Here is a 23085-nt window from a genome sequence, read left to right as displayed (position 1 = left end):
TGGCGCACCCTAGCAAGAGAACAACCTTATGAGTGATGCTATCGAGCTCAGTCTGGACGGGGTAGAGCGCCAGCCCATGCGCGCCTTCACCGAACAGGCTTACTTGAACTACTCCATGTACGTCATCATGGACCGGGCCCTGCCCCACATAGGTGACGGCCTCAAGCCCGTGCAGCGGCGCATCATCTACGCCATGAGCGAGCTGGGGCTGTCCGCGCTCTCCAAGCACAAGAAGTCCGCCCGTACCGTGGGTGACGTGCTGGGTAAGTACCATCCCCACGGCGACAGCGCCTGTTATGAAGCCATGGTGCTGATGGCCCAGCCCTTCTCCTACCGCTACCCGCTGGTGGACGGTCAGGGCAACTGGGGTGCGCCGGACGATCCCAAATCCTTCGCCGCCATGCGTTACACCGAGGCGCGGCTGTCGCGCTTCTCCGAGCTGCTGCTCTCCGAGCTCGGCCAGGGCACTGTGGAGTGGACGCCGAACTTCGACGGCACCATGAAGGAACCCGTGGTGCTGCCCGCCCGCCTGCCTCACATACTGCTCAACGGGGTGACTGGCATCGCGGTGGGCATGGCGACCGACATTCCGCCCCACAACGCGCGGGAAGTGGCCCTTGCCTGCGCCGAGCTGCTGGACAACCCCAATGCGGGGCTGGATGTGTTGATGACACATATCCAGGGGCCGGACTACCCGACCAACGCCGAGATCATCACGCCCCGGGACGACATCCGCAAAATCTACGAGACCGGCAAGGGCTCCATCAAGCAGCGGGCGGTGTGGAGCGAGGAGGATGGCGACATCGTCATCACGGCGCTGCCCCATCAGGCCTCGGGCGCCAAGATCATGGAGCAGATCGCCGCCCAGATGGTGGCGAAGAAATTGCCCATGGTCACCGACCTGCGGGATGAATCGGACCACGAGAACCCGACCCGACTGGTGATCATTCCCCGCTCCAACCGGGTGGATGTGGAGGGGCTGATGGCCCACCTGTTCGCCACCACGGATCTGGAGAAGAACTACCGGGTCAACCTCAACATCCTGGGGCTGGACAACAGACCCCAGGTGAAGACCCTCAAGATGATCCTCTCCGAGTGGATCATTTTCCGCCGCGAGACGGTGCGTCGCCGTCTGCAATATCGTCTCGACAAGGTGCTGGCCCGCCTGCACATCCTCGAAGGCTTGCTGGTGGCCTATCTCAACATCGACGAGGTGATCGAGATCATCCGCACCGAGGATGAGCCGGGCAAGGTGATGGTGGAGCGCTTCAACATCAGCGAGACCCAGGCCGAGGCCATCCTCGAGCTCAAACTGCGCCATCTGGCCAAGCTCGAAGAGTTCAAGCTGCGCGCCGAGCAAGAAGAGCTGGCGCTGGAGCGCGACAAGCTGGAACTGATCCTGGGTTCCGAGCGTCGCCTCAACACCCTGCTCAAGAAAGAGCTGCTGGCGGATGCCGAAAAGTACGGCGACGATCGCCGCACCCCGCTGGTGGAGCGTGCCACCGCCGTGGCCCTGACCGAGAAAGAGCTGACCCCGAGCGAGCCGGTAACCGTCATTCTGTCCGACAAGGGCTGGGTACGGGCCGCCAAGGGCCACGACGTAGACGTGGCCGGCCTCTCCTACAAGGCGGGGGATGGCTATCTGGCCCACGCCTGCGGGCGCAGCAACCAGCAGGCAGTCTTCCTCTCCAGCCTGGGCCGCACCTATTCCCTGGAGGCGCACACCCTGCCTTCCGCTCGCAGTCAGGGGGAGCCGCTCACCGGCCGCTTCGCCCTGGGGGCGGGGGAAGAGGTGCGCCATCTGGTGATGGGAAATGAGGGCGAGCCTTATCTCATCGCCAGTGACGCCGGTTACGGCTTCGTCTGCAAATATGACGACCTGATTGGCAAGAACAAGAACGGCAAGGCGCTGCTGACGGTGCCGGAAGGGGGCCTGGTGATGGCACCCCAGAAGATTGGCTCGCCAGAGACCGATCTCTGCATGGCCATCTCCAACGAGGGGCGCATGCTGCTGTTCCCGCTCAGCACTCTGCCGGTGCTCGGCAAGGGCAAGGGCAACAAGCTGATCAGCATTCCGTCGGCGCGGGTCAAGGCGCGGGAGGAGTTTATGGTGATGGCCGCCATTATCCCGCAGGGGCAATATGTCACCCTGTTCGCCGGCAAGCGCAAGCTGACCCTCAAGCCCTCGGATCTTGACTACTACCGCGGCGAGCGCGGCCGCCGCGGCGCCAAGCTGCCAAGAGGCTTGCAGCGGGTAGATCGCATCGAGATTGAACCCGTGGCCGGTGCCGAGCCGGTGGCCGGGGAAAATCAGGAAGGGTAATTAGCAGAAAGGGCGCGAAAGCGCCCTTTCTATTTATGAGGTGAATAAGTGTTTATACGTATTTGGGTTTGCTTAGTTCGAGTCTTAGGCACTCAATATATTGCGAGATTTTATGATGTGATATTTTTATAAGATTTAAAGTATCGTGTTCTGAGTTTTCAAATTTAAATTCTACCCACTCGAATTCACGGGACACCGGAATTGGTATTGCTATATTCCTCCTGATTTCCTCAGTAGACATATCTCCTGAGATGACCGCTGGCTTCCCCCACCCTAATGGCATACCATTATAATTGCAGTCTTTGAATGTTACTGTGCTGCCTGAACCCATACGAACCAGCCCTCCTATTTGAGTAACTGATTTTTTTGAATTCTCACGTACCTGTCTTCCTAGTGAAATATGCTTATTGAAATTAGTTTGTTTACATAATTCAATCAACCAGTTATTCCCACAGACGTGTGGTTGGATTGACTCTACTATATTATATAAATCTCGTTGCTCGTGAAGCTTTGGAAGATTTCTTTTTACATTGGCTTTGAATAGAGCTTCAGTTTCACCATAGGGGAAAAATAATTTAGCTGAACAGTTGTTATATGATGACCAGATATCTTGTGCAGAATATTCAAGAGCGCTTCTTAAGTGCTCTAGGCACGTTTTCACTAATGGTCTAAGTATATCTTTTATCGATTCATCCTTCTTTGCTTTTTCATATTTTTCTTCAAGCCGAGTTATGTTGAAGTGAACCTCGGTTAGTAACTCAATAATATCATTGTATCGATTCATGACATTCCTTTGTGAATGATGTCAACTTGTATAAGTTAACATTAAAATAGTTTAAGGCATATAGCGTGTAGGCCTGATTCATGAGCAGGGCTTTAAGCGTTGCGTAGGTTTGATTAGCGAAGCGTAATCAGACGATCGCGAAAACAGGTTGCCGCGATTCTGCTGGTAATCCATCTGCTCAAATATCCATAACCACGGAGATTGCGGTGTGGTCGATTACGCTTCGCTAATCGACCCTGCCGCCCCTGTTGGATTCAGCGCTCTGTAGCTTGTCTATGGCTTCTGTTGTGATGGCTTGATCCCCCTCATCCCTGACCCTTCTCCCCCTGTTTTATGGCAAAAAGTGGGAGAAGGGAGCCCAGATCGCAGCGATTTTGGAATGGCGTGACAGCTACGGCACAGGTTGGCAGGCGCTTGTTCCCTTGGGAGAGGGCTAGGGTGAGGGGAGGTAACCGTAGGGTGCAATGAACAGGGTAGGGTGAATTGCACCGTTATTGACCCCGCGAGGTTGCCGGTGCAATGCGCTTCGCTTATTGCACCCTACGTCCTTTCTCTTTTGCCTGCTCGCGACCGGATAACCGGTGCGGCCGATTACGCTTCGCTAATCGACCCTACTTGCCTCTGTTTTATTTAAGGTTCTGTTGCTGGTCGATGGCTTCTGCTGTGGTGGCTTGCTCTCCCCTTTACCGATTGCCACAGGTCAAGGATTTGGCCGATTAGGCCCCGCAAGTCGCACTTGCTCGCTAACCTTGAAGGGAACAGCACAGTGCCAGGAGGTCAAATATGGAAACGGAGAAAGCCATAGGGCTAATCGAGGCTCACGGGGCCTTTCACGGGGATCACTACAGCTTCAACAGCGACGAGTTCGTGCAGTGGTGTCAGCAGGATGCCCACCAAACCCTCAGCCTGGAGCAGGCCAATCACGAGCTTGCCCCCTTCTGCATCCGGGTCGGCTATGCAGAGCCGAGCAGGTCGTGGCGTTACTATCTCACCTGATGCCCATCCGACGCAGGCGAAGGCGAGGCAAGGGCCTCGCCTTTTCTATGGGCAATGGAAAAAGGAGCCGGCAAGGCTCCTTTCCTGTGATCATGCCCCGGCCTGTTGTTGGTCTTATATGCCGGCCTGGCCACCACGCAGCAGTACCATGATGGTAAACAGCAGCCAGTCATTGATGATGTGTGCGCCTGTCGATACCCAGATATTTTTGGTGATGATGTAGCCACTCAGCAGCACTATGCGGGCCGTCCCAATCACCAGAAAACATTGCAGAAAATTCCAGTCATAAGTGGGCAGGTGCATGGCCCCGAAGATAAGGGCGGTGCAGAGCCAGGCGGTGATGATGGCGGACTTGCGGCTCAGGCTGAGCTTGGTGTGACAAAACCAGAGGATGGCCAGAAAAGGCAGTATGGAGACCACCTCCTCGCCAAAGAGCTGGGGCGCCGTTTTTACATAAAAGAGGATGCGCGCCGTATTGGAGGCCTCTGCCAGCATGGCGTTGACCGGGTTTTCACTCATCTTGAACAGGTGCTGCAGTACCAAGGCAACGATGACCGAGACCAGGATGTTGACGCCGGCAATCGCCAGCATAAAGAGGACATCCCGCCCCGTCGGTGTTCGAAACAGCGATCGCCATGCCTTCCCCGCCACCATGGCGAGCACGGCCAGGGGGATGAGAGGAAACAGGATGGCGGGGACAAAGCCGCCCGCCGTGGTTTTATAAAACCCTATGTGCGCCGTCAGCACGGCAAAACCCAGCACCACCCCCAGCAGGATCAGCACCCAGCTGCGGCCAGACAAGGCATTTGGGGATTGGCGATAGAAGGGGAAGTCCCCGGCACTTTTGCGCTCGACGCCATAGTAATCACCGTCATTCAATACCGGCATTGATGCTGATTGGTGCTCACCCATGCTGACCCCCGATAGTTCATTCAGTTGGCATGAAGACAACCCTACACCAAGTGGGGCGGCTGAGTGGCCACGCCAGCCTCTTTATTTAACGGCCGACCATCAAGCTGTTATTGCGAAGCACCTGCCTTTTTGGTTGCCGCAATTTTACGAACAACCAATATTTTCCCCCTCTTTGCCTGTGGCGACGGGAACAGCGCCATGGTCGATGAGACTGCGTCGCTCAACCCTGCTCGCTAAACCCCTTGGGTGTAGTGATCAAAGGCGACAACCTTTTGATATCCCTCCGATTCGTAGAGTGCTTTTGCGGGCAGATTGGATACGGCTGTGGCCAGTTTGACCGTCAGTGCGTCCGTCTCCCTGGCAAAGGTCGCCACCTGTTTTAGCAAGGCTCTCGCGACTCCTTGCTGGCGGGCCGATGCTGCGACAAACAGATCGTTGAGATACCACATCCGCTTCATCGCAACGGATGAGAAGGCGGGATAAAGCTGGGCAAAGCCAATGGCTTCACCCGTCTCACCGCGAGCCAGAAAGATAACAGACTCACTTTTGGCAAGACGTTCGGCAATGAAGGCGGCTGCGGCCATGGGCGCCGGAGCCTGTCCATAAAATTGGCGATAGGCATCAAACAAGAGGGTGAGATCGTCGATATCAACGGAGGTTGCCTGGTGAATCTGCATCTAATGTCCTTATCAGTGCTCAAGAGCCGGCAGTGCGCAATAAACAAGGTGAATCGCACCGCCGAAGTATTAATTATTGAAATTCCAGGGGATGGGCAGCTCAAGGTCGAAGACAAGCTCATCCCCTTCCAGGCGAAAAGGCACGCTGGTCTGGTGTTGGTCATATTCGTTGATGATGAGGCAGCTCTCGGCGAAGTTGGACTCGTAGTTGAGCTGGGCCGTGCCCGTGGCTCCTGTGGCGTCGAGCGCTATGCCAAGCACCCGCAGCGGGTTCTGCTGGCTCAGGTTGACTCTGGTGTCCCCCACGTCCACCAGTCGCTCCAGCAGGGGGAAGAAGTCCTGCTTGTGGTGCTCTATTGCCCGGGCTATGGCCTGCTCCAACTCGGCCTGAGTGGCAAAGGGGCCCGCCAGCTTATATCGGGTCTGGATCCGCTCCTGGGTCATCTTGGTCTCCTTCTCGCTTGTGCCCGATCCGGGCCTGTCGGTCACACCTTATCAGATATGGATGCAGAGCATCAGGCGGGGATGCGGCCGCTGCGCACTAGCGCCCGGCGGATGTTCTTGCACATCTTGCCGAAGCGGTTGAGCTCGTCGAAGCTGGGCGCAATGCCGCGCTGGATCTGATATTGCCAGTAGCAGAGATCCGTATCCACCAGCTCCATCAGCTTCTTGGGGCAGCCGATGCAGCTGTTGTCCGGCCCGCATTTGAAGGTATCTGGCTGATAGAGCGGGAATTCTTGCTTCACGGCGTCGATGATCTGCTGCATGGCGGTAATGCGGTCCGGCTTTCTGCTCACTGCGTTCCCCTGCGGTCGGTATGAGGGCGCCATTATATCCCTGACTAAATGTGGGCCAATGACGCTGAGGAGGTAGTTGGCGCCACCCGGCCGGCATTGGAGGTCATGAGTTCAGGCAGAACAGCGCCCGACGGATCGGGCGCTGGATGAGAAGGGAGGGGGAGACCTACTTCTTGATCTCGTGGCCGATGACGCCACCGACGACGGCACCACCTATGGTGCCGGCCGCGCTACCTCCGGTCAGGACGGCGCCGCCGACGGCACCTATGCCGGCACCCACGGCGGTACTCTTGCCCTGTTGCGACATGCCGGAGCAGGCTGCCAGGCCAATCAGCAGGGCCATTGCCACCGCCCCTCGTGTCAAACCATGGAGCTTGTTCATGGGGTTACCTCTTGATGTTGTGCAATGCGCCTGGGGTATGCGGCAAACCATCCCGGTGGGGTTGCCGATCCCGACCCGGACCCCGACGCATCAGCCCGGATAGTGGTTGGTTCAGGGGACGCCAGGGCGCAGGGGATGACGCGCCAGGGGGCCGTATATCGGTCGGCGCGACCTGCGCCTGTTCGTGATGGGGCCATCTTCCCTCACCCCGGCAGGGGCGTCTGTACGCTAGCGCTTATAGGGGCACTTTTTATTGGCGGCGCTTGTGCGGGGGCCCAGAGATGACAACGCCCGGCGAGCCGGGCGTTGGGGGACAAGTTCTCAAGGCAGACAAGCGCCCTAGAAGTCGTGGTAGAGGGGCCAGCCGAGCAGGGGGTGCCTGAGGCCGGCGCGCATCTCGAAGTTGTCGAGCTTCTCCGGCGAGGCGTTCTCCCTTTGCTGCTGCTGGTACTGGCGCACAAACCCCAGGGTGTGCAGCAGGTTGGGCACGAAGCCCGGGCTCAGCTCCTGGCGCAGGGCGGCGGCCATGTCGGCGGGCAGCTCGGCGAGCATGAGGGCAAGCTGGGTGGTCAGATGCGCGGTGTCGTACCAGGCCTCGTCGAGCTCAATCTCCCGCGCCAGCCTGCGCTTGAGATCCTGTTTCACCTTGAGGGGCGCGGCGCCGCTGCCCTTGCCGCAGAGGATGCGGTAGAGCAGGGCCTCGGCCAGCTTGTCTTCCATGGCGGGGTGATCGCTCTCGCAGGCGAAGAAGTGCTGATCGATGAGCCCCATCAGGCGGACCTTGTTGTGCTCGGTCAGTGCCTTCTCGTACTCCTGCCACCCTTGCCACTCCTCCACATCGGGAGGGCTGGAGATCTTGTCCAGCAGCCTGGCATCCACGTCCCCATAGAGGCTGTTGCCGGTCTGCCTGGGGCTGACGGAGATCAGCATGGACCAGCCTTTCTGGAACGGCTTGATGGGGCCTTCCGGCGCCTGCAGCAGGGCCAGCGCCCGGGCCGTGTCGCGCCCGGATAGCTCCTGCAACCCTAAGCTCACCACGCCGATGACGTCGTGGGCGGCCTGCTCCAGCAGGTGCATCTTGTACTTGTTGTAGTACTTGTCGGCGAATTTCAGGCTCATCAGCACCGCCTTGCCCTTGATGGCGGCAAGTTGCTGGGCGCTCAGGAGTTCACGCTCGGCGCCAAAGCGCAGCACCTGGGTGAGGAAGGGGCCTTCGTTGGCCTCGCGGATGACTAGTTGCATAGGGCTCTCCTCAATCCAGGAAGCTGAACATGTCGTCCACTTCGTCGTACTCGTCGCTGACCTGATTCTTCTCCTTGGCTTGCATCACCAGCTCGTTGGCGAACTTGTTGATGATCCCCTCCCAGGTGGCGTTCTCGCTGCGCAGCAGCGACTTGATGGCTTTCTCCACCTCGGGAGCCTGCTCGCGGATCAGCATCAACAGGCTTCTCGGATCATCCAGCGGGTAGTCGTGGGCATCCTCGCTCTGCTGGCGCTCGCTGTAGGCGAGGGACTCCTCGAGATCTTCCTCTTCGGCGTGCAGGCCATCGCTATAGCCCTCTTCATCCTCATAGCGATCGCCACGGTAGAACTCGATGAAGGGGATGGCGAGGTAGAAGAGCCCGGCGGGATCCTCGGCGATGCACTCCAGGATCTCGCGCTGCTTGGCCTCGCTGTCCTGGGTGCGGATCAGGTAGTTGAGGAAGTCGAAGGTGTGCTGTTGCAGCTCCTCGGCATTGTTCTTGATGGCCTCCTCCCAGTAGAGAGGCTGCTGGCAGACGATGTCGCGGATCCGCTCCGGGGTCATCAGCTCGGAGATGATGGACGGGAAGGAGATGTCGTGCTGGCCGTTGATCTGGGTCAGGGTGACGATATCAATTTTTTCAATGACTTCGGCCAGTTGCTCGTCGGACATCGTCTTGGCGATCAGCTCGAACTTTTCGCTGGCCTGCTTGGGCTCGACCACGGCCAGCTCTTTGATCTCGATGGCGGTAATTTCTATCAGACTGTTCATGCTTTGCCTCAAATTAGAAACGCACTTCGTCGTACATGTCCTGATCGTCTTCTTCGCCATCACCGCCATGATAGTCGGCGTCGGCATCTTCCCCGTCGTCATCTTCGTCGTCGCGTAGATCAAAGTCGTCATCGGCACGACGGCCACCGCGGGGCAGGGGGTTGTCCAGCAGGTAGAGCACGGCGCAGGCTTCGATCAGCTGATCTTCGCTCTGGGCCCGCACCGCCTTGACCAGCGGCAGATCGGCGTTGTTGAAGGCCACCGACACCTTGAACTCGTCCCATGAGGGTTGTACGTCGTCGGCGAGCCACCTGGCCCACTGCGGCTTCGCCTTGGGCGGGAACTGCACCCGGCCATAGAGGGCCAGCGGCAGGTATTCGGGCATGAACTCCAGCATGCTGATGTCGGCCAGCAGCAGGGCCTTCATCTTGCCGGTGAACTGCTCGAGTGCCTTGGGCTGATCCTGATCCCGGTAGGATTCGATGTTCTCGCTGGCATCACTTTGCAGCGCCTTGAGTCGAGCCTGGTCCCATTTTTTTTGCATAGCGCCCTCAGGGGTAGAATTGGTCCCACATCTCCTGCATGGCAGCAGCGGGATCGGTCACGATGACGTTGTTGAAATCCTTGATAAAAGCGGCTCTCGCCTTGGGATCGGAAAGCACCTCGTATGCCTTCTTCACCTGATGCAGCTTGAGGGCTGCCTGCTCTCGCTCTTCATCCGTCGCCCCGAGCAGCTTGTCGGGGTGGTACTGGTTAGACAGCCGTCGATAGGCTTTCTTGATGTCGTTTTCGCTGGCGTTGGACTTGACGCCCAGCACCCGAAAGTAGTTGTTCATGGCAGATCCTGCATCACTGGCATCATCAGAGTCACAATGCTGGCGCCTGATGGGGCTTGGGGAACCAGGCACGGTAAAAACCCGTCATTTTAACGGAAACCACCGGCCACCGCCATGAATAGGAGGCGATATGGCAGCGACCCGGGGCGAACGGGGAGCCCGGTCGTCATTAAGCGGCTTGCCAGCCCGTCTGGCATGGGGCCCCTGCATGGGGACTACACTGACAGAGGGTATCCGTGACGGGCGACAGTGCGCCCATGCCGGTACCAAATCGCCGGACGTGCATGTGACAAGGGACCTGCCCTGGCGATCCTCATCAGGCCTCGACAAGATCGCGGCCACCAAAAGGAATTAACCGCCATGTTCAAACTTTATCTTCTGCCTCTGGTACTGCTGGGCGGCCTCGCCATCGCCGCCGATGAGAGCCTCGATGAGCCGCTGGTGCTGCTCAAGGGGGATGTCACCAAGGCCCAGTTTATGGAGAGAGCCGAGCAGCGCTTCGCCCGGCAAGACAGCAACGGTGATGGCACCCTGTCGGTTGCCGAGAAGGAGGTCGCCATGGCCAAGATGCAAGAGGCGATGAAGCAATCGGGCAAGGCCATGCCGGGCAAGATGGGCAACATGAGGCCGATGCAGGATACGACCAAGGCGCAGTTCATCCAGCGCCATGAGAGCCTCTTCACCCGTCTGGACAAGAACGCTGACGGCGTGATCGACGAGGCCGAGCGGGCCAGCGTCAAGGCCCGGATCGGGCAGGGGGCCATGTCACCGGCGCAATAGAGGGCGCATCAGCAAGTTCGGCCTTCAGATAAAAAAAGAGCCCGGTAGTCATACCGGGCTCTGCTCATTGTGATGGGGCTCAAGCCAGCCAGCTGGCCCACAGCAGCCGCAGCTGCAAGCCCCAGCGACTGCTCCAGCCCGTGGTGCTGCTCACCACCTTGCCCTCCTTGATGATGAGGAAGCTGGGGGTGACGCTCACCTGCCAGCGGGCGGCTAGCGCCCCCTGCTCATCGTTGTGGGTGGGGAAGGTCAGCCCCTTCCTGGCCATGCCCTGTTGCAACCTGGCGTCGTCGCCGGAGCGCAGCGCCACCGTCAGCAGGTTACCGCCGTCTTGCCAGAGCTGCTCCACCGTCGGGGTAGTGAAGCGGCAGACGGCGCACCAGCTGGCCCAGTAGTAGACCAGCAGCGGCCTGTCCCGGCTCATGGCCTGCAGGTCGGCCTGGGTGCCATCTTGCAGGGTCAGCACAGGCAGCGGGCTGTCTTCTGGCAGCGCCGGGCTGCGCCACAGATCCAGCACGGTCGAGATGATCAGGGCAAACAGCAGCAGCCAGAGCGCCTCCTTGCCCCAGCGTCGCCAGCGGGGTCTGGGTGTGACTGTCTCGGTCATTGGTTACCCCAGTTTCGCCAGTTCAGTTTTCACGAGCTGTTCGAGCTGTTCATAGGGAAGCGCGCCCGGCACCAGCTGGTTGCCGATAAGCGTCGCCGGTGTGCCCTGCACCCCAAGCAGGGTACCGATGCGCAGGCTATTGCGCAGCTCCTCGGTGGCCTTGCCCTCAGGCTTGAGCGCCACATTACCGGTGGCCGCCAGCGCCTTGTTGATGTCCGCCTCGGTCAGCATGCCCTGCTTGCTCATCAGCTTGTCGTGCAGGGCGAGGAAGCGGGCCGGATCCTGCTGCCACAGGGTCAGGCTGTACTGGGCCGCCTTGGCGGAGGTCTGTCCCTTGAACGGCAGCAGCTTGATCACCAACCCCAGATCGTTCGGATAGGCCTTGAGCAGCTTGGTCACCGCTGGGTCGAACTGCTTGCAGTAGGGGCAGTTGTAGTCGGTGAAGAGCACCAGGGTCAGCTTGGGGTTCTTGGCCCCCAGGCGCGGGCTGGTGGCGCTGTTGAACAGCACGTCTTTGTTGCCCTTGATGAAGTCGCCGAGCTGGGCCGCCTGATCGGCGGCGTTCTGTTTCTCCCAGGATTCGGCCGCCTCATCCAGGATCTTCGGATTCTGGACCAGGGTCTCGCGGATGAGCTCCTTGATGCGGGCCTCCTGCTCCGGGGTGAAGGGGGCGGCGTGCAGGGCCGGGGTCAAGAGTGTGCCCAGCAGGGTCAGGGCGAGCAGGGTCGGTTTCATTTGTTTTCTCCTTGAGAGGGGGCAATACCGGCTTGCGCCAGGGTGGCAAGCAGGGTCGATCGGTCCAGCAGGGGGGAGAGGATCTCGCCATCCGTCAGGCCGGGCCCGTAGATCTGGTTGAAGGGAATGGCCACGCTGCCGCGCTGGCGCAGGAAGCTGGCGATGCTGTCGGAAGGGCGGCTCCAGTCCCCGCGCAGGGCCACCACATCGGGTGCGCTCAGGGCCTGTTGCACGTCATCTCGCAGCAGTACGTTGAATTTGTTGGCTTTGCAGGTGATACACCAGTCGGCGGTCACATCGACGAAGACTCGCTTGTTCTGGGCCAGCGCCAGTCTGATGGCCTGCTCGGAGAGCGGCTGCCAGTCGACCCTGTCCTGCTGGGGCTTGCCGTCCAGGGTGAAGGCGCCACCGAGCAGCAGGGCCCCGCCCAGCAAACAGCCCAGTGCCAGCCCCAAAGTCAGCGCCCGTATGCCGTGGCGCCACACCACGGCCAGCAGCAGGGCGACCAGCATCAGCGCCATCAGGATCAGCATCCAGAAGGGGCCTATGTGGTTGCCGAGCAGACTGAGCAGCCAGAGGCTGGAGCCCAGCATCATCAGGCCGAGCAGGGTGCGCAGGCGCCCCATCCAGCGGCCCGGCTTCGGCAGCCAGAGCGCCAGGCGAGGGACGGCAGCGATGAGCAGCCAGGGCAGGCTCATGCCCACACCCAGCGCGGTAAAGATGAGCCAGAGCTGACCCAGCGGCGCCCCGAGGGCAAAGGCGACCGCAGTGCCGAGGAAGGGCGCGGAGCAGGGGGTGGCCAGCAGGGTGGCAAAGCAGCCCTGCAGGAAGTGACCCCCCAGGCCCTGGCCGCCGCTGGTGGCCAGGCGGGTATTGAGGTTGCTCGGCAGCCGCAGCTCGAACAGCCCCAGCAGATTGGCGCAGAACAGCGCCGTCACCACCACCATGAAGCCGATAAACCAGACGCTCTGGAACTGTATGCCCCAGCCGACGGCCCCCTGGGTGGCGCGCAGCAGGGTGCTCATCAGCGCCAGCGCCCAGAAGGAGACCAGGATGCCGGCACTGGCCGCCAGGAATTGCAGGCGCACCGGGCGGCGCTCCCGGCTCTCGAGTTGCAGCACGGATCCCAGCTTGAGGGCCAGCACCGGCAGCACGCAGGGCATCAGGTTGAGGATGAGCCCCCCCAGCAGCGCGGCTCCCAGCAGCCAGAGCAGCGAACGGCCGCCGCTCGGCAGGGTCAGGGGCTCACCTATGCGGACCTCGCTCTGCCAGGCCTGCTCGCCGCTCGCCAGTACCAACCCGAGTGGCTGATGACGGATATCGGGGGCATCCCCCTGCCAGCCATCGCTGACCGGAATGCGGGCGATCAGGGTGTTGCCCTGCACCTCCAGGCTGGGCTCGCCAAATTCGGCCCCCTCCAGGCGCTGGAGGAACACCTGGGGATCCTGCCAGCCCTGGGGGTTGTCTGCGGTCAGTTGCAACTGGTTCTGCCGGTAGCCCGCCTTGAGGGTCACAGTGTCCGGCATGGCCTGTGGCTGGGTGCTCATCGCCTTCGCATAGGCAAGGTCGAACCCCTCAGGGGCAGCGCCATCCAGCGCCAGGGTGAAGGGGTAGTCGGTCAGGATGCAGACGTTGCTGCAGGTCGAGAGGCGCAGGGTGCCCGTCAGTGCCTCGCCGCCGCTGCGGGTGAGGCTGATGGGCAGGCTGACGTCCCCCTGGTAGCCCTGGGTCGAGATGCCGCTGACGTCGAACCGTCTGGGCACTGGCCAGTGCCACTGCGCCGCCGGTTCGGGCTGATCCCAGAGGATCTCGGGGGCTATGCCGCCTTCCCCCGGGTTCTGCCAATAGGTTTTCCAGCCGGATTCAAGCTGCAGGCTGAGCAGCACCCGGGGGGCGGCGGGATCCCGGGTGTCGGCTTGCAGCCGCACCTTGGCGTGATCGTTCTGGGGGCTGGTGAGCCAGCCGGTGTCGCTGGCCAACCCCATGGATTGCCACAGCAGACCGCTCAGCAACAGGGCGGTCTTGATGATGTTTGACATGTGTTTGTCTCTTGAAAATGAAAGTCAGGGTGGAGAAAACCGCCGCAGACTCATTCCCGCCAGACGCACAGGGTGAGGTGCAGTCGCCGTTCGGGAGGCGAGATGTTGATGGGAGGAGGAAGCGCAGGGGCGCGGCGCGACAGGGGAGCCAGCAGGGCAATCACGAAGGCGATGGCAAAGAAGATCTGCTCGGCGCAGAGCAGGTTGGCGGCACTGAGCCACTTGCCGTTGAGCTGGCAACTGCTGGGCTGGGGCGTCGCGGCTTGCCCCTCGTCGGCATCGGCGCTGGACGAGGAGAGGGGGAGCATCTGGCAGCTCAGGGCCTGGTCGAGCTGTGCCAGCCTGGCCAGCGGCTGGGCCGCACAGTTGAGCACCAGGATGCAGACCAGCAGCAGGAGTCTTGTCGCCACGCGTTGTCGCAAAATCATGCTCGTCCTACCCTGTTGAATGGGGCATATCCTATCGATCAATGGTGGCGTGAGCAAGCCAGCGGGATTCGATGCGACCACATGTTCCATCTGGGGTGGTCGGTTCTGTCTGGCGAACGCTTGTTCGCTAAAAGGGGGACCAGTATACTGCGCCGAGTCAAATTCCGAGGTGTTCGATGCTCAAACTTGCCCGTGTGCTGCTGCTTACCCTGCTGCTCATCTTCTGGTTCGTGTTTGGTCTGTTGCTCTGTCTGGTGCGTCCGCGCCACCCCAACAACGTCTATGTTTTCGCCCGCATGTACCATGCCGTCTGCCCGCTCATCGGGCTCAAGGTCCGGGTCACCATTCCGGACGAGGTCAAGTCGGCGGGGCCTGCCGTCTATGTCTGCAATCACCAGAGCAACTTCGACATCTTCACCGTGACCGGTGCCGTGCGCCCCGGCGTGGTGGCGGTGGGCAAGAAGAGCCTGCTGTGGCTGCCCTTCTTCGGCCTCATCTTCTGGCTCTCCGGCAACGTGCTGATCGACAGATCCAACCGCTCCCGCGCCATCGGCACCATAGGCCAGGTGGTGGATCGCATCAAGCACCACGGCACCTCCATCTGGATGTTCCCGGAAGGGACCCGCTCGCAGGGCCGCGGTCTGCTGCCGTTCAAGGCCGGTGCCTTCCACACCGCCGTCCAGGCCGAAGTGCCCGTGGTGCCCATCGTCTGTTCCAGCTACTTCGGTCAGGTTGACCTGAACCGCTGGGACAACGGCGAGGTGCTGCTGGAGATGCTGCCCCCCCTGTGCAGCAAGGAGCACGGCGCCGCCGGCATCCGCGATCTGTCGGATACCTGCCGGGCCAAGATGGAAGCCAAGCTGGCGGAGCTGGATGGCAAGCTGGGCCATCGCCCGGCCGCCTGAGGTTTGAGCCCAACTGCATGAAGGGAGCCGCCGGCTCCCTTTTTTATTGGTTAATATCACCACCATGTTGGCCATTTTTACCAACTCATGGCCTTGAGATGGCAACGTCGAATCTCCATCTATCTGTAAAACAACAATAAATTATCTTGGCACGGCTCTTGTAATGCCATGGGAAGAGATAGCCATCCCCATGAACAAGGAGCCAGACCATGAGCGTATTCAGCCGCCTGACTGACGTGATCAATGCCAACCTGCACAGCCTGCTCGACAAGAGCGAAGAGCCGGAAAAGATGCTGCGTCTGATGATCGAAGAGATGGAGCAGGTGCAGATAGAGATGAGAACCCAGGCTGCCCGCGTCATCGCCGAACAGAAACAGCTGGAGCGCCATCAGCAGGCGCTGCGCCACCAGATCCAGGAGTGGTCTGCCAAGGCCGAGCTCGCCATCCAGAAGGGACGTGAGGATCTGGCCCGTGCCGCCCTCACGGAGAAGCTGGCCGAGGTCAAGAAGTGCGAGCAACTGGAGCAGGACAAGGCCCGGGTAGCCGAGGTGCTGGCCCAGCTCATCGCCGACAGCGAGCGGCTGGCGACCAAGCTGACCGAGGCCCGCGAGAAGCAGAAGATGCTGACCCTGCGCGAACAGACTGCCCACAGCCGGATCCGTGCCCGCGCCCAGGTGGACAACCAGCGCATGCATGAGCTGATGGCCCGCTTCGACGGCTTTCAGGGCCGGGTCGATCAGCTGGAAGCCCAGCTGGAGGCGGCTACTCTGGGGCAGAATCCCTCGCTGGAGGCCCAGTTCCGCGAGCTGGAGTTGAACGATGAGATTGAGCGCGAGCTGGCTCGCCTGAAAAGCCGGAAGGCGGAGGCATAACCATGAGCCCCTGGCCCAAAGATCTGGCCCATCGCAAGCTGACCGGGGTCTGTGCCGGTCTGGCCAACGGGCTTGGGATCTCGAGGGTGACGGTGCGGGTGCTGGCCTTGCTGGCGCTTATCCTGATGCCGCCCCTGGCCCTGGCCCTCTATCTGCTGGCGGTGCTGGTGATGCCGCCCCGTCGTGAATTGAAACGCTGGCTGGACTGATCCCCGGATCAGACCCGCCGGCCACTGCAAGCCTGTGAGGAGCACAACATGCTGGAATTTATCGTCTTGATGCTGGTGCTGGTGACCATGGCGCTGACCGGTTTTACCGTGCTGGCCATGCTGCTGGTAAGCGGGGTCTTCGTGCTGTTTGGCGCCCTGGCCGGCATGTTTGCCCTCATCATCAAGCTGGCGCCCTGGTTGCTGCTGGTGCTGGCAGTGTGCTGGTTGCTCAGCAACAGGCGCAAGCAGTCGAACACCTACCGTTAAACCTCCCTGACCCTTTACGGCCACCCTTTTGGGTGGCCTTTTTTATGGCGGCTGGTTCAGGGGGACGGATTGATGGGGGTCGCGGCGACGCTCAGCCAGGGCTGGCTCCAGTCGTGCCAGAGTTCGGGGTCGAGTACCAGGCGCTCCTTGAATGCCTTGCTCTGCTGCTTGAGGCGATATTCGAGGCGCAGTGCCTCGCCCTTGTCTGCCACCCCCTGGCGCCACACCAGGGTCAGCGGCCCCTTGCCACGCAGGGAGCGGGCGCCCTTGCCGCTCTGATGCTGGCGCAGGCGCCGCTCGGGATCCGTGCTGATCCCCGCATAGAGCGAGCCCGCGCCGGTGCGCACCAGATAGATAAACCAGCGGGGGGACAGCCCAGCTGCCGCGATACTGGCGCTCACGACTCTTTCCACTGTACCCCGCCGCGCCTGAGCAGGTGCAGGGGCAGCAGGCTCACCAGCAGGCCGGCCCAGACGAAGGCGAAGCCCACCGATTTCACCGGATCCGGGATCTCGCCAAACCAGAAGATGGCGAGCAGGAAGGCGAGGCTCGGCTCTATGTATTGCAGCAGCCCAACAGTGCTCATGCGGGTGCGTGCCACTGCGTAGCAGAACAGCCCCACCGGCAGCAGGGTCGCGGGGGCTGTGCCCATCAGCAGCAGCTTGTCGGCCCAGTCACCGGCCATGAACTGGCTTATGCCGTGCAGCCCCAGCCAGGCGAGGATCAGCAGGGCGACGGGAAGCTGGGCCAGGGACTCGAGATAGAGGCTGACACCGGCATCGTGGCGCACCTTCTTCTTGATGAGGCCGTAGAAGGCGAAGTTGGCCCCCATGATCAGGGAGAACCAGGGCAGTTCGCCGTAGGAGAACAGCATGTAGGCCAGCCCCGCCAGGGCCAGGGCGACCGCCAGATGTTTCTGGGGGGTGAGTCGCTCCTTGAGGAAGAGCACGGCGAAGGCGATGTTGAACAGCGGCGTCATGAAGAAGGCGAGGCTGGTGGCCAGCACCTGGCCCGTGGTCAGGCACCAGGTGAACATGCACCAGCTGATGGACATGACGGGGCCCGCCAGCAGGATGAGGCCAAGCTGGCGGGGCTCGCTGCGCAGGCGTGCCCAGGGGACCCGCACCCCGAGCAGCAGGAAGAGGCCGCCCAGCAGGATGACAGACCAGAGTACCCGGTGGGAGAGCAACTCCCACATGTTGATCTCGGGCATGAACTGGTAATAGAGGGGCAGCATGCCCCAGAGCACGAAGGAGAGGGCCGCACTGCCGGGGCCCAGCCAGTTCTTCATCGCTTTCCGTTTATTAAATTAAACAAATGTGGCCGCATGATAAGTATCTGCCGCCGGTTCCACAAGCGGGATCCTGCCGGAAACTCTGTTACCATCAGGCCATGAACCGACTCGACCTGCTGTTTGAACAGATCCGGGCCTGCCGTCTGTGCGAGGCCCACCTGCCGCTGGGACCCAGGCCGGTGATCCGCGGCAGCGAGCGTGCTCGCCTGCTGATCATCGGTCAGGCGCCCGGTACCCGCGTCCATGCCAGCGGCATCCCCTGGGATGATCCCTCAGGCGATCGGCTGCGGCACTGGCTCGGGGTGGACAAGGCCACCTTCTACGACGAGTCCCGCATCGCCATCATGCCGATGGGGCTCTGCTACCCCGGCAAGGGCAAGTCGGGGGATCTGCCGCCCAGACCCGAGTGCGCGCCCACCTGGCACGACAAGGTGCTGATGCTGTTGCCCAACATAGAGCTGACCCTGCTGATCGGCCAGTACGCTCAGCGGCACTATCTGCGTGATGCGGGCAAGGATTCGCTTACCGAGACGGTGCGCAACTGGGCTGACTATGGCCCGGCCTGGTTGCCGCTGCCGCACCCTTCGCCCCGCAACACCTTCTGGCTCAAGAAGAATCCCTGGTTCGAGCAGGAGGTGATCCCCCATCTGCAGCAGAGGGTTGCCCCCTTGCTGCTCTGATTCAGACCGCCGGCTCTGCCAGCGGCTTTGACTTGCCGCGCGCCATGGCGACCAGCGGCAGTATGATGCACAGGCACCCCAGCAGCAGCGGCAGACCCGGTTGCTCGTCGAACAACCAGACCCCGATGGCGACCGCCATCAGCAGGCCCGTGTATTCCGCCGAGGCGATCTTGCTCGCCTCCGCCTTGCGATAGGCCACCACGCACAAGCCCGCATAGACCATGATCAGCGCCGAGGAGCCGAAGGCGGGCCACCACATCTGCCACTGCCAGGCTCCCCCTTCCCACCAGGCCAGCGCCAGTATGATGGGCATGCTCAGCACGTTGGTGAAGAACAGGGTCTGGGCTATGGGCTGCTTGAGGGGGATCCGCTTGATCAGCAGGTTGTTGACCGCCATGGAGAGCGCCACCCCGAGCGCCGCCAGGGCGGCCCAGTTCACCTCGGTCGGGCGCAACACTATCAGCACACCGATGAAACCCACCAGGGCCGTCAGCACCTTCTGGCGCGACAGCGCTTCCCCTGCCAGCCAGACCGCGAGCGGCACCATCAGCAGCGGGGCCGCATAGAAGAGGGCGTTGGCGGTGGCCAGCGGCAAGCGGGTGAGGGCGACCACCATCAGGCAGACGCCGATCGCCCAGATGTGGGCACGCAGCAGGTGCCACTTGATGGCCACCGGCGGGTTGCGCCGCCAGGACCAGAGCAGCCAGGGCGCCAGCAGGAGGGCGGCGGAGAGCTGGCGGAAGAAGACGAACTGGAACACCGGCTGGCTCGGCTCCAGCACCTTGACCAGCGCATCGGAGAAGACCGCCACCATGTTGCCCAGCACCAGATAGAGGATGCCAATCCCGACTGCGTTCATACCACCTCCCACGTTAGATGAGGGAAGGGTAGTCTGACGCCCGTTATCCAGTAAAATGATAAAAAATCACCATCCATGAGAATTTTGGATAATGAAACTACCTCCCCTGCGCGCCGTTCAATACTTCGAGGCGGTTGCCCGCCTGCTCAGCTTCTCCCGTGCGGCCCTGGAGCTCAATGTCAGCCAGAGCGCGGTCAGCCACCAGATCCGCCTGCTGGAGGATTTTCTGGGGGAGCGGCTGCTGCTGCGCCAGGGGCGCCTGCTGTCACTGACCGCCCAGGGGGAGAGCTATTTCGAGGGGATCTCCGCCGGGCTCGGCCAGATAGCCCAGAGCAGCGAACAGCTGCGCGGTGGCGGCGAGATGCGGCTGCGGCTCGCAGTCTACAGCTCGTTCGCGGTGAAGTGGCTGATCCCCAGGCTGGCCGGGCTGCGCCAGCTCTACCCCGAGCTGGATCTGAGCCTCGAGATGGTGGCGGAAGATCCCGAACTCTCCGATCGGGTGGCGGACTGCTTCATCACTGTCTCCCCCCACGGGCGCGGCTATTGCCACGATCTCATCTATCGGGAGCGGCTCTTTCCGGTCTGCAGCCGTCGCCTGTTGCAGCAGGTGGAGGGAGAGTGGCCTGCCGCCATCTGGCAGTTGTCGCTGCTCTCGGTGCAGTCCATCTACAAGGCGCGGGGGGAGGATTGGCAGCGCTGGGCCAAGGCGGGGGGGCTGGTCATTCCGGACGAGGCGCGGATGCACCACTTCAGTCATGTGCTGCTGGCGATGGAGGCGGCGGCCTGGGATCAGGGGGTGGCGTTCGTGAACGACTACATGCTGCGACCGGACGATCCCCAGTTGGTGGCCTTGCCGGTGCACCAGCTGGAGACGGGGGATGCCTTCTACTTCACCTGCAAGCGATCCCGGGCCCATGAGCCCGCCATCAGCCGGCTGCGCCAGTGGCTGATGATGGAGACGCGCCAGAGCATGCCGCTCTAGCCCGGCGAGCTGTTGGCTCAGGATAAACAGGGGCTGGCGATGAACGAGGGGTCGAGGGTGTGAGCGGCCTGATAACTAGGATCAGGCCACTCCAGGCTCAGGCTTTCTTGAACTGGCTCAGGATAAAGAGGCTGGTGGCGCAGACCACGACCGAGGGGCCTGCGGGTGTGTCCTGGTACCAGGAGAGGGTCAGGCCCCCCAGCACGGCGAGGCAGCCGATCAGGGCCGCAAAGCCGGCCATCTGCTCCGGCGTCTGGCTGAAGCGGCGGGCGGTGGCGGCGGGAATGATCAGCAAGGATGTGATGATGAGCGCCCCGACAAACTTCATGGCCACGGCGATCACCAGGCCTATCAGCAGCATCAGCACGCAGCGCAGCACGTCGACCCGCACCCCTTCCACCCGCGCCAGCTCCTCCGAGATGGTCATGGAGAGCAGGGGATCCCACAGCCGCCACAGGGTGAGCAGCACCAGGGTGCCGCCACCGTAGATCCAGAGCAGGTCCATGGGTTGTACCGAGAGCAGGTCGCCAAACAGGTAGGCCATCAGATCCACCCGCACGTTGTCCATGAAGCTCAAGGTGACCAGGCCAAGGGAGAGGGCGCTGTGGGCCAGGATGCCGAGCAGGGTATCGGTTGCCACCTGCTGGTTGCGGCTCATGATCACCAGCAGCATGGCCATGGCGAGGCAGCAGACCACCACCGCCAGGGTGAGATCCACCTGCAGCAGTATGCCGAGGGCGATGCCGAACAGGCAGGCGTGGGAGAGGGTGTCGCCAAAGTAGGCCATCTTGCGCCACACCACGAAGCTGCCGAGGGGCCCGGCCAGCAGGGCGATGCCGAGGCCGGCCGCGAGGGCATATAACAGAAAGCTGTCCACTTGAATGTCCTTAACTGCGCTTATGGATTGCGAGACGGCAGGCGGATGACGGGGACCTGCGGCTCATGATGATGGTGTTCGCCGTCGCAGTGATGGTGGTGGGTATAGACCGCCAGCACCTCCCGCTCCGGGCGTCCGAACAGGCGGGCAAATTCGGGGTGGCGTGCCACGCTCTCCGGCTCGCCGTGGCAGCAGATGTGGCGATTGAGGCAGATCACCTCGTGGGTGCTGGCCATCACCAGGTGCAGATCGTGGGAGACCATCAGCACGGCGCAGTTGAACTCGGCCGCCAGCTGGCTGATGAGGGCGTAGAGCTCGATCTGGCCCGTGATATCCACCCCCTGGACCGGCTCGTCCAGCACCAGCAGCTCGGGCTTGACCAGCAGGGCACGGGCCAGCAGCACTCGCTGCATCTCGCCGCCGGAGAGCTTCTGCATCCGGTTGTCCAGCAGCTCCTGGGCGCCTACACGCTCCAGCGCTTCCTCGATGGAGAGGCGGCTGTTCTTGCCGAGCTGGAGGAAGCGGCGCACCGTCAGTGGCAGGGTGGGATCCAGATAGAGGCGCTGGGGAACATAGCCGACCCGCAGATCGCGACGACGAATGATCTTGCCGGAGTCCGGGTTGAGCAGGCCCAGCACCAGCTTGCTCAGGGTGCTCTTGCCCGCCCCGTTGGGGCCGACTAGTGTGGTGATTTTGCCTTTGTTCAGGGTAAAGGAGACCTTGTCGAGCACGGACCGTCCGTCAAATGACAGACAGACCTCTTTCAGCTCCACCAGTTGGGTCATGACAGCTCCGGGGTTTACAGCCTGTGAGAGTTATAATATAACAGCGACGTTGGTTTGTTATATTATCACACACTCACTCCCTGACGAGACCTCTATGCGAATTCTTACTCTGATCACTGCGCTGCTGGCAGTGAGTCTGCCTGTCCGCGCCCTCGAGGTGCTGACCACCATCAAACCCCTGGGTTTTATCGCGGCGGCCATCACCGATGGCGTGAGCGAGCCCAAAGTCTTGCTGCCAACCGGCGCCTCTCCCCACGACTTCTCCCTGCGTCCTTCCGATATTCGCAGCATCAATGACGCCGATCTGGTGGTGTGGGTCGGCCCCGAGCTGGAAGGTTTCATGGCCAAGCCGCTGGCCGATCATCCCCACAAGCTGACCCTGACCCAGGTCCCGGGGATGCCGCTGTTCAACTACGCGACTCAGGGCAGCCAGGATCCCGCTCATCATGACGACCACGACCATGATCACGCCGCCCATGGGCACGATGACCATGATGAAGGTCATGAGGGGCATCACCACGAGGGGGTGGATCCCCATATCTGGCTGGGGCCGACCCAGGCCAAGGTGATTGCCAAGGCGATCGCGACCGAGCTTGCCAAGCAGGATCCGGCCAATCAGGCCCGTTATGCCGCCAACCTGGCCGCATTCGATGCCAAGGTAGACGCCAAGGACAAGGTGATCGCCGAACAGATGAAGGCGGTGAACCAGAAGGGCTATTTCGTGTTTCACGAGGCCTATGGATACTGGGAGCGTCACTACGGCATGAGCTCCAAGGGCCACTTCACCGTGAGCCCGGAGCGTCGCCCCGGCGCCAAGACCTTGGTGGAGATCCGCAAGGCGCTTGAAGAGAAACAGGCGAGCTGCATCTATGCCGAGCCGCAATTCTCGCCTGCGGTGATCGAATCGGTCGCCCGTAATACCGGCGCCAAGGTGTTGCTGCTCGATGAAGTGGGTGAGCAGGTGCCGCTTGGTGCTGATGCTTATCCGCACTTCATGCAACAGTTGGCCGACGCCTTCGCCCAGTGCCGCTGAGTCATCCCAGAC

29 protein-coding genes are annotated in these 23085 nt (G+C 61.6%); 10 read left to right on the top strand and 19 right to left on the bottom strand.

Annotated elements, in window-relative coordinates; all coding sequences use genetic code 11:
* The first annotated feature begins 28 nt into the window (after positions 1 to 28).
* Complete coding sequence (gene parC / locus G4923_RS04635) at positions 29 to 2323, top strand: DNA topoisomerase IV subunit A (protein ID WP_163135725.1); 2295 nt, start codon at positions 29 to 31, stop codon at positions 2321 to 2323.
* Positions 2324 to 2375: 52 nt separating this feature from the next.
* Here the strand turns inward: parC and G4923_RS04630 are convergent, their stop codons facing one another.
* Positions 2376 to 3107 (bottom strand): hypothetical protein, encoded by a 732-nt coding sequence (locus G4923_RS04630; protein WP_163135723.1) that lies wholly within the window; start codon positions 3105 to 3107, stop codon positions 2376 to 2378.
* Positions 3108 to 3890: 783 nt separating this feature from the next.
* Between G4923_RS04630 and G4923_RS04625 the strand changes: the two genes are divergently transcribed.
* A complete protein-coding gene (locus tag G4923_RS04625; protein ID WP_111913395.1) occupies positions 3891 to 4103 on the top strand; it encodes a hypothetical protein in 213 nt (70 codons plus the stop codon).
* 114 nt (positions 4104 to 4217) lie between these two features.
* On the opposite strand, the gene G4923_RS04620 is transcribed toward G4923_RS04625, so the two are convergent.
* From G4923_RS04620 to atcJ, 9 genes are all read right to left on the bottom strand, one after another.
* Positions 4218 to 4991: a CPBP family intramembrane glutamic endopeptidase gene (locus G4923_RS04620; protein WP_163135721.1), complete on the bottom strand. Its 774-nt coding sequence runs from the start codon at positions 4989 to 4991 to the stop codon at positions 4218 to 4220.
* A gap of 257 nt (positions 4992 to 5248) precedes the next feature.
* The gene (locus G4923_RS04615) at positions 5249 to 5692 is read right to left on the bottom strand and encodes a GNAT family N-acetyltransferase (RefSeq protein WP_163135719.1); all 444 of its coding nucleotides are present in this window, start codon (positions 5690 to 5692) and stop codon (positions 5249 to 5251) included.
* A gap of 69 nt (positions 5693 to 5761) precedes the next feature.
* The gene (locus tag G4923_RS04610) at positions 5762 to 6136 is read right to left on the bottom strand and encodes a hypothetical protein (protein ID WP_163135716.1); all 375 of its coding nucleotides are present in this window, start codon (positions 6134 to 6136) and stop codon (positions 5762 to 5764) included.
* Positions 6137 to 6207: 71 nt separating this feature from the next.
* Positions 6208 to 6459 carry a hypothetical protein gene (locus G4923_RS04605; protein ID WP_162520044.1) on the bottom strand — a complete coding sequence of 84 codons (252 nt, stop codon included), beginning with the start codon at positions 6457 to 6459 and terminating at the stop codon, positions 6208 to 6210.
* 196 nt (positions 6460 to 6655) lie between these two features.
* The gene (locus G4923_RS04600) at positions 6656 to 6871 is read right to left on the bottom strand and encodes a glycine zipper 2TM domain-containing protein (protein ID WP_163135714.1); all 216 of its coding nucleotides are present in this window, start codon (positions 6869 to 6871) and stop codon (positions 6656 to 6658) included.
* Between the two features lie 339 nt (positions 6872 to 7210).
* Complete coding sequence (atcC, locus tag G4923_RS04595) at positions 7211 to 8113, bottom strand: cold adaptation protein AtcC (RefSeq protein ID WP_163135712.1); 903 nt, start codon at positions 8111 to 8113, stop codon at positions 7211 to 7213.
* Between the two features lie 10 nt (positions 8114 to 8123).
* Positions 8124 to 8885 (bottom strand): cold adaptation protein AtcB, encoded by a 762-nt coding sequence (gene atcB / locus G4923_RS04590; RefSeq protein WP_163135710.1) that lies wholly within the window; start codon positions 8883 to 8885, stop codon positions 8124 to 8126.
* A gap of 13 nt (positions 8886 to 8898) precedes the next feature.
* Complete coding sequence (gene atcA / locus G4923_RS04585) at positions 8899 to 9429, bottom strand: cold adaptation protein AtcA (protein WP_163135708.1); 531 nt, start codon at positions 9427 to 9429, stop codon at positions 8899 to 8901.
* 7 nt (positions 9430 to 9436) lie between these two features.
* Complete coding sequence (gene atcJ / locus G4923_RS04580) at positions 9437 to 9721, bottom strand: cold adaptation protein ActJcold adaptation protein ActJ (RefSeq protein ID WP_163135706.1); 285 nt, start codon at positions 9719 to 9721, stop codon at positions 9437 to 9439.
* Between the two features lie 360 nt (positions 9722 to 10081).
* Between atcJ and G4923_RS04575 the strand changes: the two genes are divergently transcribed.
* A complete protein-coding gene (locus G4923_RS04575) occupies positions 10082 to 10501 on the top strand; it encodes an EF-hand domain-containing protein (protein ID WP_106885069.1) in 420 nt (139 codons plus the stop codon).
* 79 nt (positions 10502 to 10580) lie between these two features.
* Here G4923_RS04575 and G4923_RS04570 read toward each other — a convergent pair whose 3' ends face one another.
* From G4923_RS04570 to G4923_RS04555, 4 genes are read right to left on the bottom strand one after another with little or no spacing between them, the layout of a single operon-like run.
* Positions 10581 to 11108 (bottom strand): protein disulfide oxidoreductase, encoded by a 528-nt coding sequence (locus G4923_RS04570; RefSeq protein ID WP_163135704.1) that lies wholly within the window; start codon positions 11106 to 11108, stop codon positions 10581 to 10583.
* 3 nt (positions 11109 to 11111) lie between these two features.
* The gene (locus G4923_RS04565; RefSeq protein ID WP_163135702.1) at positions 11112 to 11843 is read right to left on the bottom strand and encodes a DsbA family protein; all 732 of its coding nucleotides are present in this window, start codon (positions 11841 to 11843) and stop codon (positions 11112 to 11114) included.
* Positions 11840 to 13882: a protein-disulfide reductase DsbD family protein gene (locus G4923_RS04560; RefSeq protein ID WP_163135700.1), complete on the bottom strand. Its 2043-nt coding sequence runs from the start codon at positions 13880 to 13882 to the stop codon at positions 11840 to 11842. The genes G4923_RS04565 and G4923_RS04560 overlap by 4 nt, the downstream gene beginning before the upstream one ends.
* 50 nt (positions 13883 to 13932) lie before the next feature.
* Complete coding sequence (locus G4923_RS04555) at positions 13933 to 14310, bottom strand: hypothetical protein (protein ID WP_106885065.1); 378 nt, start codon at positions 14308 to 14310, stop codon at positions 13933 to 13935.
* A gap of 176 nt (positions 14311 to 14486) precedes the next feature.
* On the opposite strand from G4923_RS04555, the gene G4923_RS04550 reads away from it, so the two are divergent.
* The 4 genes from G4923_RS04550 to pspG all read left to right on the top strand — a co-directional run bounded on the left by G4923_RS04550 (position 14487) and on the right by pspG (position 16563).
* Complete coding sequence (locus G4923_RS04550) at positions 14487 to 15215, top strand: 1-acylglycerol-3-phosphate O-acyltransferase (RefSeq protein WP_106885064.1); 729 nt, start codon at positions 14487 to 14489, stop codon at positions 15213 to 15215.
* A gap of 209 nt (positions 15216 to 15424) precedes the next feature.
* Entirely contained in the window at positions 15425 to 16087 is a 663-nt protein-coding gene (gene pspA / locus G4923_RS04545) for a phage shock protein PspA (protein ID WP_163135697.1), read from the top strand.
* Positions 16088 to 16089: 2 nt separating this feature from the next.
* Entirely contained in the window at positions 16090 to 16296 is a 207-nt protein-coding gene (locus tag G4923_RS04540) for a PspC domain-containing protein (RefSeq protein WP_005331055.1), read from the top strand.
* A gap of 48 nt (positions 16297 to 16344) precedes the next feature.
* Positions 16345 to 16563 (top strand): envelope stress response protein PspG, encoded by a 219-nt coding sequence (gene pspG / locus G4923_RS04535; RefSeq protein ID WP_005331057.1) that lies wholly within the window; start codon positions 16345 to 16347, stop codon positions 16561 to 16563.
* Between the two features lie 56 nt (positions 16564 to 16619).
* On the opposite strand, the gene G4923_RS04530 is transcribed toward pspG, so the two are convergent.
* On the bottom strand, positions 16620 to 16964 hold the full coding sequence (locus tag G4923_RS04530; RefSeq protein ID WP_338120434.1) for a GIY-YIG nuclease family protein: 345 nt from the start codon (positions 16962 to 16964) through the stop codon (positions 16620 to 16622).
* Complete coding sequence (gene rarD / locus G4923_RS04525) at positions 16961 to 17854, bottom strand: EamA family transporter RarD (RefSeq protein ID WP_163135695.1); 894 nt, start codon at positions 17852 to 17854, stop codon at positions 16961 to 16963. The genes G4923_RS04530 and rarD overlap by 4 nt, the downstream gene beginning before the upstream one ends.
* 101 nt (positions 17855 to 17955) lie before the next feature.
* Here rarD and G4923_RS04520 point away from each other — a divergent pair, with 101 nt between their 5' ends.
* Positions 17956 to 18537, top strand: coding sequence for a uracil-DNA glycosylase family protein (locus G4923_RS04520; RefSeq protein ID WP_163135693.1), 582 nt, complete (start codon positions 17956 to 17958; stop codon positions 18535 to 18537).
* Position 18538: 1 nt separating this feature from the next.
* On the opposite strand, the gene G4923_RS04515 is transcribed toward G4923_RS04520, so the two are convergent.
* Positions 18539 to 19396, bottom strand: a complete 858-nt coding sequence (locus G4923_RS04515; protein ID WP_005331061.1) for a DMT family transporter — start codon at positions 19394 to 19396, stop codon at positions 18539 to 18541.
* Between the two features lie 91 nt (positions 19397 to 19487).
* On the opposite strand from G4923_RS04515, the gene G4923_RS04510 reads away from it, so the two are divergent.
* On the top strand, positions 19488 to 20378 hold the full coding sequence (locus G4923_RS04510) for a LysR substrate-binding domain-containing protein (RefSeq protein ID WP_163135691.1): 891 nt from the start codon (positions 19488 to 19490) through the stop codon (positions 20376 to 20378).
* A 97-nt stretch (positions 20379 to 20475) separates the two neighbouring features.
* On the opposite strand, the gene znuB is transcribed toward G4923_RS04510, so the two are convergent.
* Both znuB and znuC read right to left on the bottom strand, forming a co-directional pair.
* A complete protein-coding gene (gene znuB, locus G4923_RS04505; protein ID WP_163135688.1) occupies positions 20476 to 21255 on the bottom strand; it encodes a zinc ABC transporter permease subunit ZnuB in 780 nt (259 codons plus the stop codon).
* A 20-nt stretch (positions 21256 to 21275) separates the two neighbouring features.
* Complete coding sequence (gene znuC, locus G4923_RS04500; protein ID WP_106885058.1) at positions 21276 to 22040, bottom strand: zinc ABC transporter ATP-binding protein ZnuC; 765 nt, start codon at positions 22038 to 22040, stop codon at positions 21276 to 21278.
* 94 nt (positions 22041 to 22134) lie between these two features.
* On the opposite strand from znuC, the gene znuA reads away from it, so the two are divergent.
* Entirely contained in the window at positions 22135 to 23073 is a 939-nt protein-coding gene (gene znuA / locus G4923_RS04495) for a zinc ABC transporter substrate-binding protein ZnuA (RefSeq protein WP_163135686.1), read from the top strand.
* Positions 23074 to 23085 lie beyond the last annotated feature (12 nt).

This window comes from Aeromonas rivipollensis (assembly GCF_010974825.1).
In the GTDB taxonomy this organism is placed as follows: domain Bacteria; phylum Pseudomonadota; class Gammaproteobacteria; order Enterobacterales; family Aeromonadaceae; genus Aeromonas; species Aeromonas rivipollensis.
This window is presented reverse-complemented; position numbering and strand designations above follow the sequence as displayed.

What these genes read in the sequence shown, in the direction of transcription:
- parC (WP_163135725.1), top strand. Translation starts at nt 29, where the DNA reads ATGAGTGATGCTATCGAGCTCAGTCTGGACGGGGTAGAGCGCCAGCCC.
- G4923_RS04630 (WP_163135723.1), bottom strand. Translation starts at nt 3,107, where the DNA reads ATGAATCGATACAATGATATTATTGAGTTACTAACCGAGGTTCACTTC.
- G4923_RS04625 (WP_111913395.1), top strand. Translation starts at nt 3,891, where the DNA reads ATGGAAACGGAGAAAGCCATAGGGCTAATCGAGGCTCACGGGGCCTTT.
- G4923_RS04620 (WP_163135721.1), bottom strand. Translation starts at nt 4,991, where the DNA reads ATGCCGGTATTGAATGACGGTGATTACTATGGCGTCGAGCGCAAAAGT.
- G4923_RS04615 (WP_163135719.1), bottom strand. Translation starts at nt 5,692, where the DNA reads ATGCAGATTCACCAGGCAACCTCCGTTGATATCGACGATCTCACCCTC.
- G4923_RS04610 (WP_163135716.1), bottom strand. Translation starts at nt 6,136, where the DNA reads ATGACCCAGGAGCGGATCCAGACCCGATATAAGCTGGCGGGCCCCTTT.
- G4923_RS04605 (WP_162520044.1), bottom strand. Translation starts at nt 6,459, where the DNA reads ATGCAGCAGATCATCGACGCCGTGAAGCAAGAATTCCCGCTCTATCAG.
- G4923_RS04600 (WP_163135714.1), bottom strand. Translation starts at nt 6,871, where the DNA reads ATGAACAAGCTCCATGGTTTGACACGAGGGGCGGTGGCAATGGCCCTG.
- atcC (WP_163135712.1), bottom strand. Translation starts at nt 8,113, where the DNA reads ATGCAACTAGTCATCCGCGAGGCCAACGAAGGCCCCTTCCTCACCCAG.
- atcB (WP_163135710.1), bottom strand. Translation starts at nt 8,885, where the DNA reads ATGAACAGTCTGATAGAAATTACCGCCATCGAGATCAAAGAGCTGGCC.
- atcA (WP_163135708.1), bottom strand. Translation starts at nt 9,429, where the DNA reads ATGCAAAAAAAATGGGACCAGGCTCGACTCAAGGCGCTGCAAAGTGAT.
- atcJ (WP_163135706.1), bottom strand. Translation starts at nt 9,721, where the DNA reads ATGAACAACTACTTTCGGGTGCTGGGCGTCAAGTCCAACGCCAGCGAA.
- G4923_RS04575 (WP_106885069.1), top strand. Translation starts at nt 10,082, where the DNA reads ATGTTCAAACTTTATCTTCTGCCTCTGGTACTGCTGGGCGGCCTCGCC.
- G4923_RS04570 (WP_163135704.1), bottom strand. Translation starts at nt 11,108, where the DNA reads ATGACCGAGACAGTCACACCCAGACCCCGCTGGCGACGCTGGGGCAAG.
- G4923_RS04565 (WP_163135702.1), bottom strand. Translation starts at nt 11,843, where the DNA reads ATGAAACCGACCCTGCTCGCCCTGACCCTGCTGGGCACACTCTTGACC.
- G4923_RS04560 (WP_163135700.1), bottom strand. Translation starts at nt 13,882, where the DNA reads ATGTCAAACATCATCAAGACCGCCCTGTTGCTGAGCGGTCTGCTGTGG.
- G4923_RS04555 (WP_106885065.1), bottom strand. Translation starts at nt 14,310, where the DNA reads ATGATTTTGCGACAACGCGTGGCGACAAGACTCCTGCTGCTGGTCTGC.
- G4923_RS04550 (WP_106885064.1), top strand. Translation starts at nt 14,487, where the DNA reads ATGCTCAAACTTGCCCGTGTGCTGCTGCTTACCCTGCTGCTCATCTTC.
- pspA (WP_163135697.1), top strand. Translation starts at nt 15,425, where the DNA reads ATGAGCGTATTCAGCCGCCTGACTGACGTGATCAATGCCAACCTGCAC.
- G4923_RS04540 (WP_005331055.1), top strand. Translation starts at nt 16,090, where the DNA reads ATGAGCCCCTGGCCCAAAGATCTGGCCCATCGCAAGCTGACCGGGGTC.
- pspG (WP_005331057.1), top strand. Translation starts at nt 16,345, where the DNA reads ATGCTGGAATTTATCGTCTTGATGCTGGTGCTGGTGACCATGGCGCTG.
- rarD (WP_163135695.1), bottom strand. Translation starts at nt 17,854, where the DNA reads ATGAAGAACTGGCTGGGCCCCGGCAGTGCGGCCCTCTCCTTCGTGCTC.
- G4923_RS04520 (WP_163135693.1), top strand. Translation starts at nt 17,956, where the DNA reads ATGAACCGACTCGACCTGCTGTTTGAACAGATCCGGGCCTGCCGTCTG.
- G4923_RS04515 (WP_005331061.1), bottom strand. Translation starts at nt 19,396, where the DNA reads ATGAACGCAGTCGGGATTGGCATCCTCTATCTGGTGCTGGGCAACATG.
- G4923_RS04510 (WP_163135691.1), top strand. Translation starts at nt 19,488, where the DNA reads ATGAAACTACCTCCCCTGCGCGCCGTTCAATACTTCGAGGCGGTTGCC.
- znuC (WP_106885058.1), bottom strand. Translation starts at nt 22,040, where the DNA reads ATGACCCAACTGGTGGAGCTGAAAGAGGTCTGTCTGTCATTTGACGGA.
- znuA (WP_163135686.1), top strand. Translation starts at nt 22,135, where the DNA reads ATGCGAATTCTTACTCTGATCACTGCGCTGCTGGCAGTGAGTCTGCCT.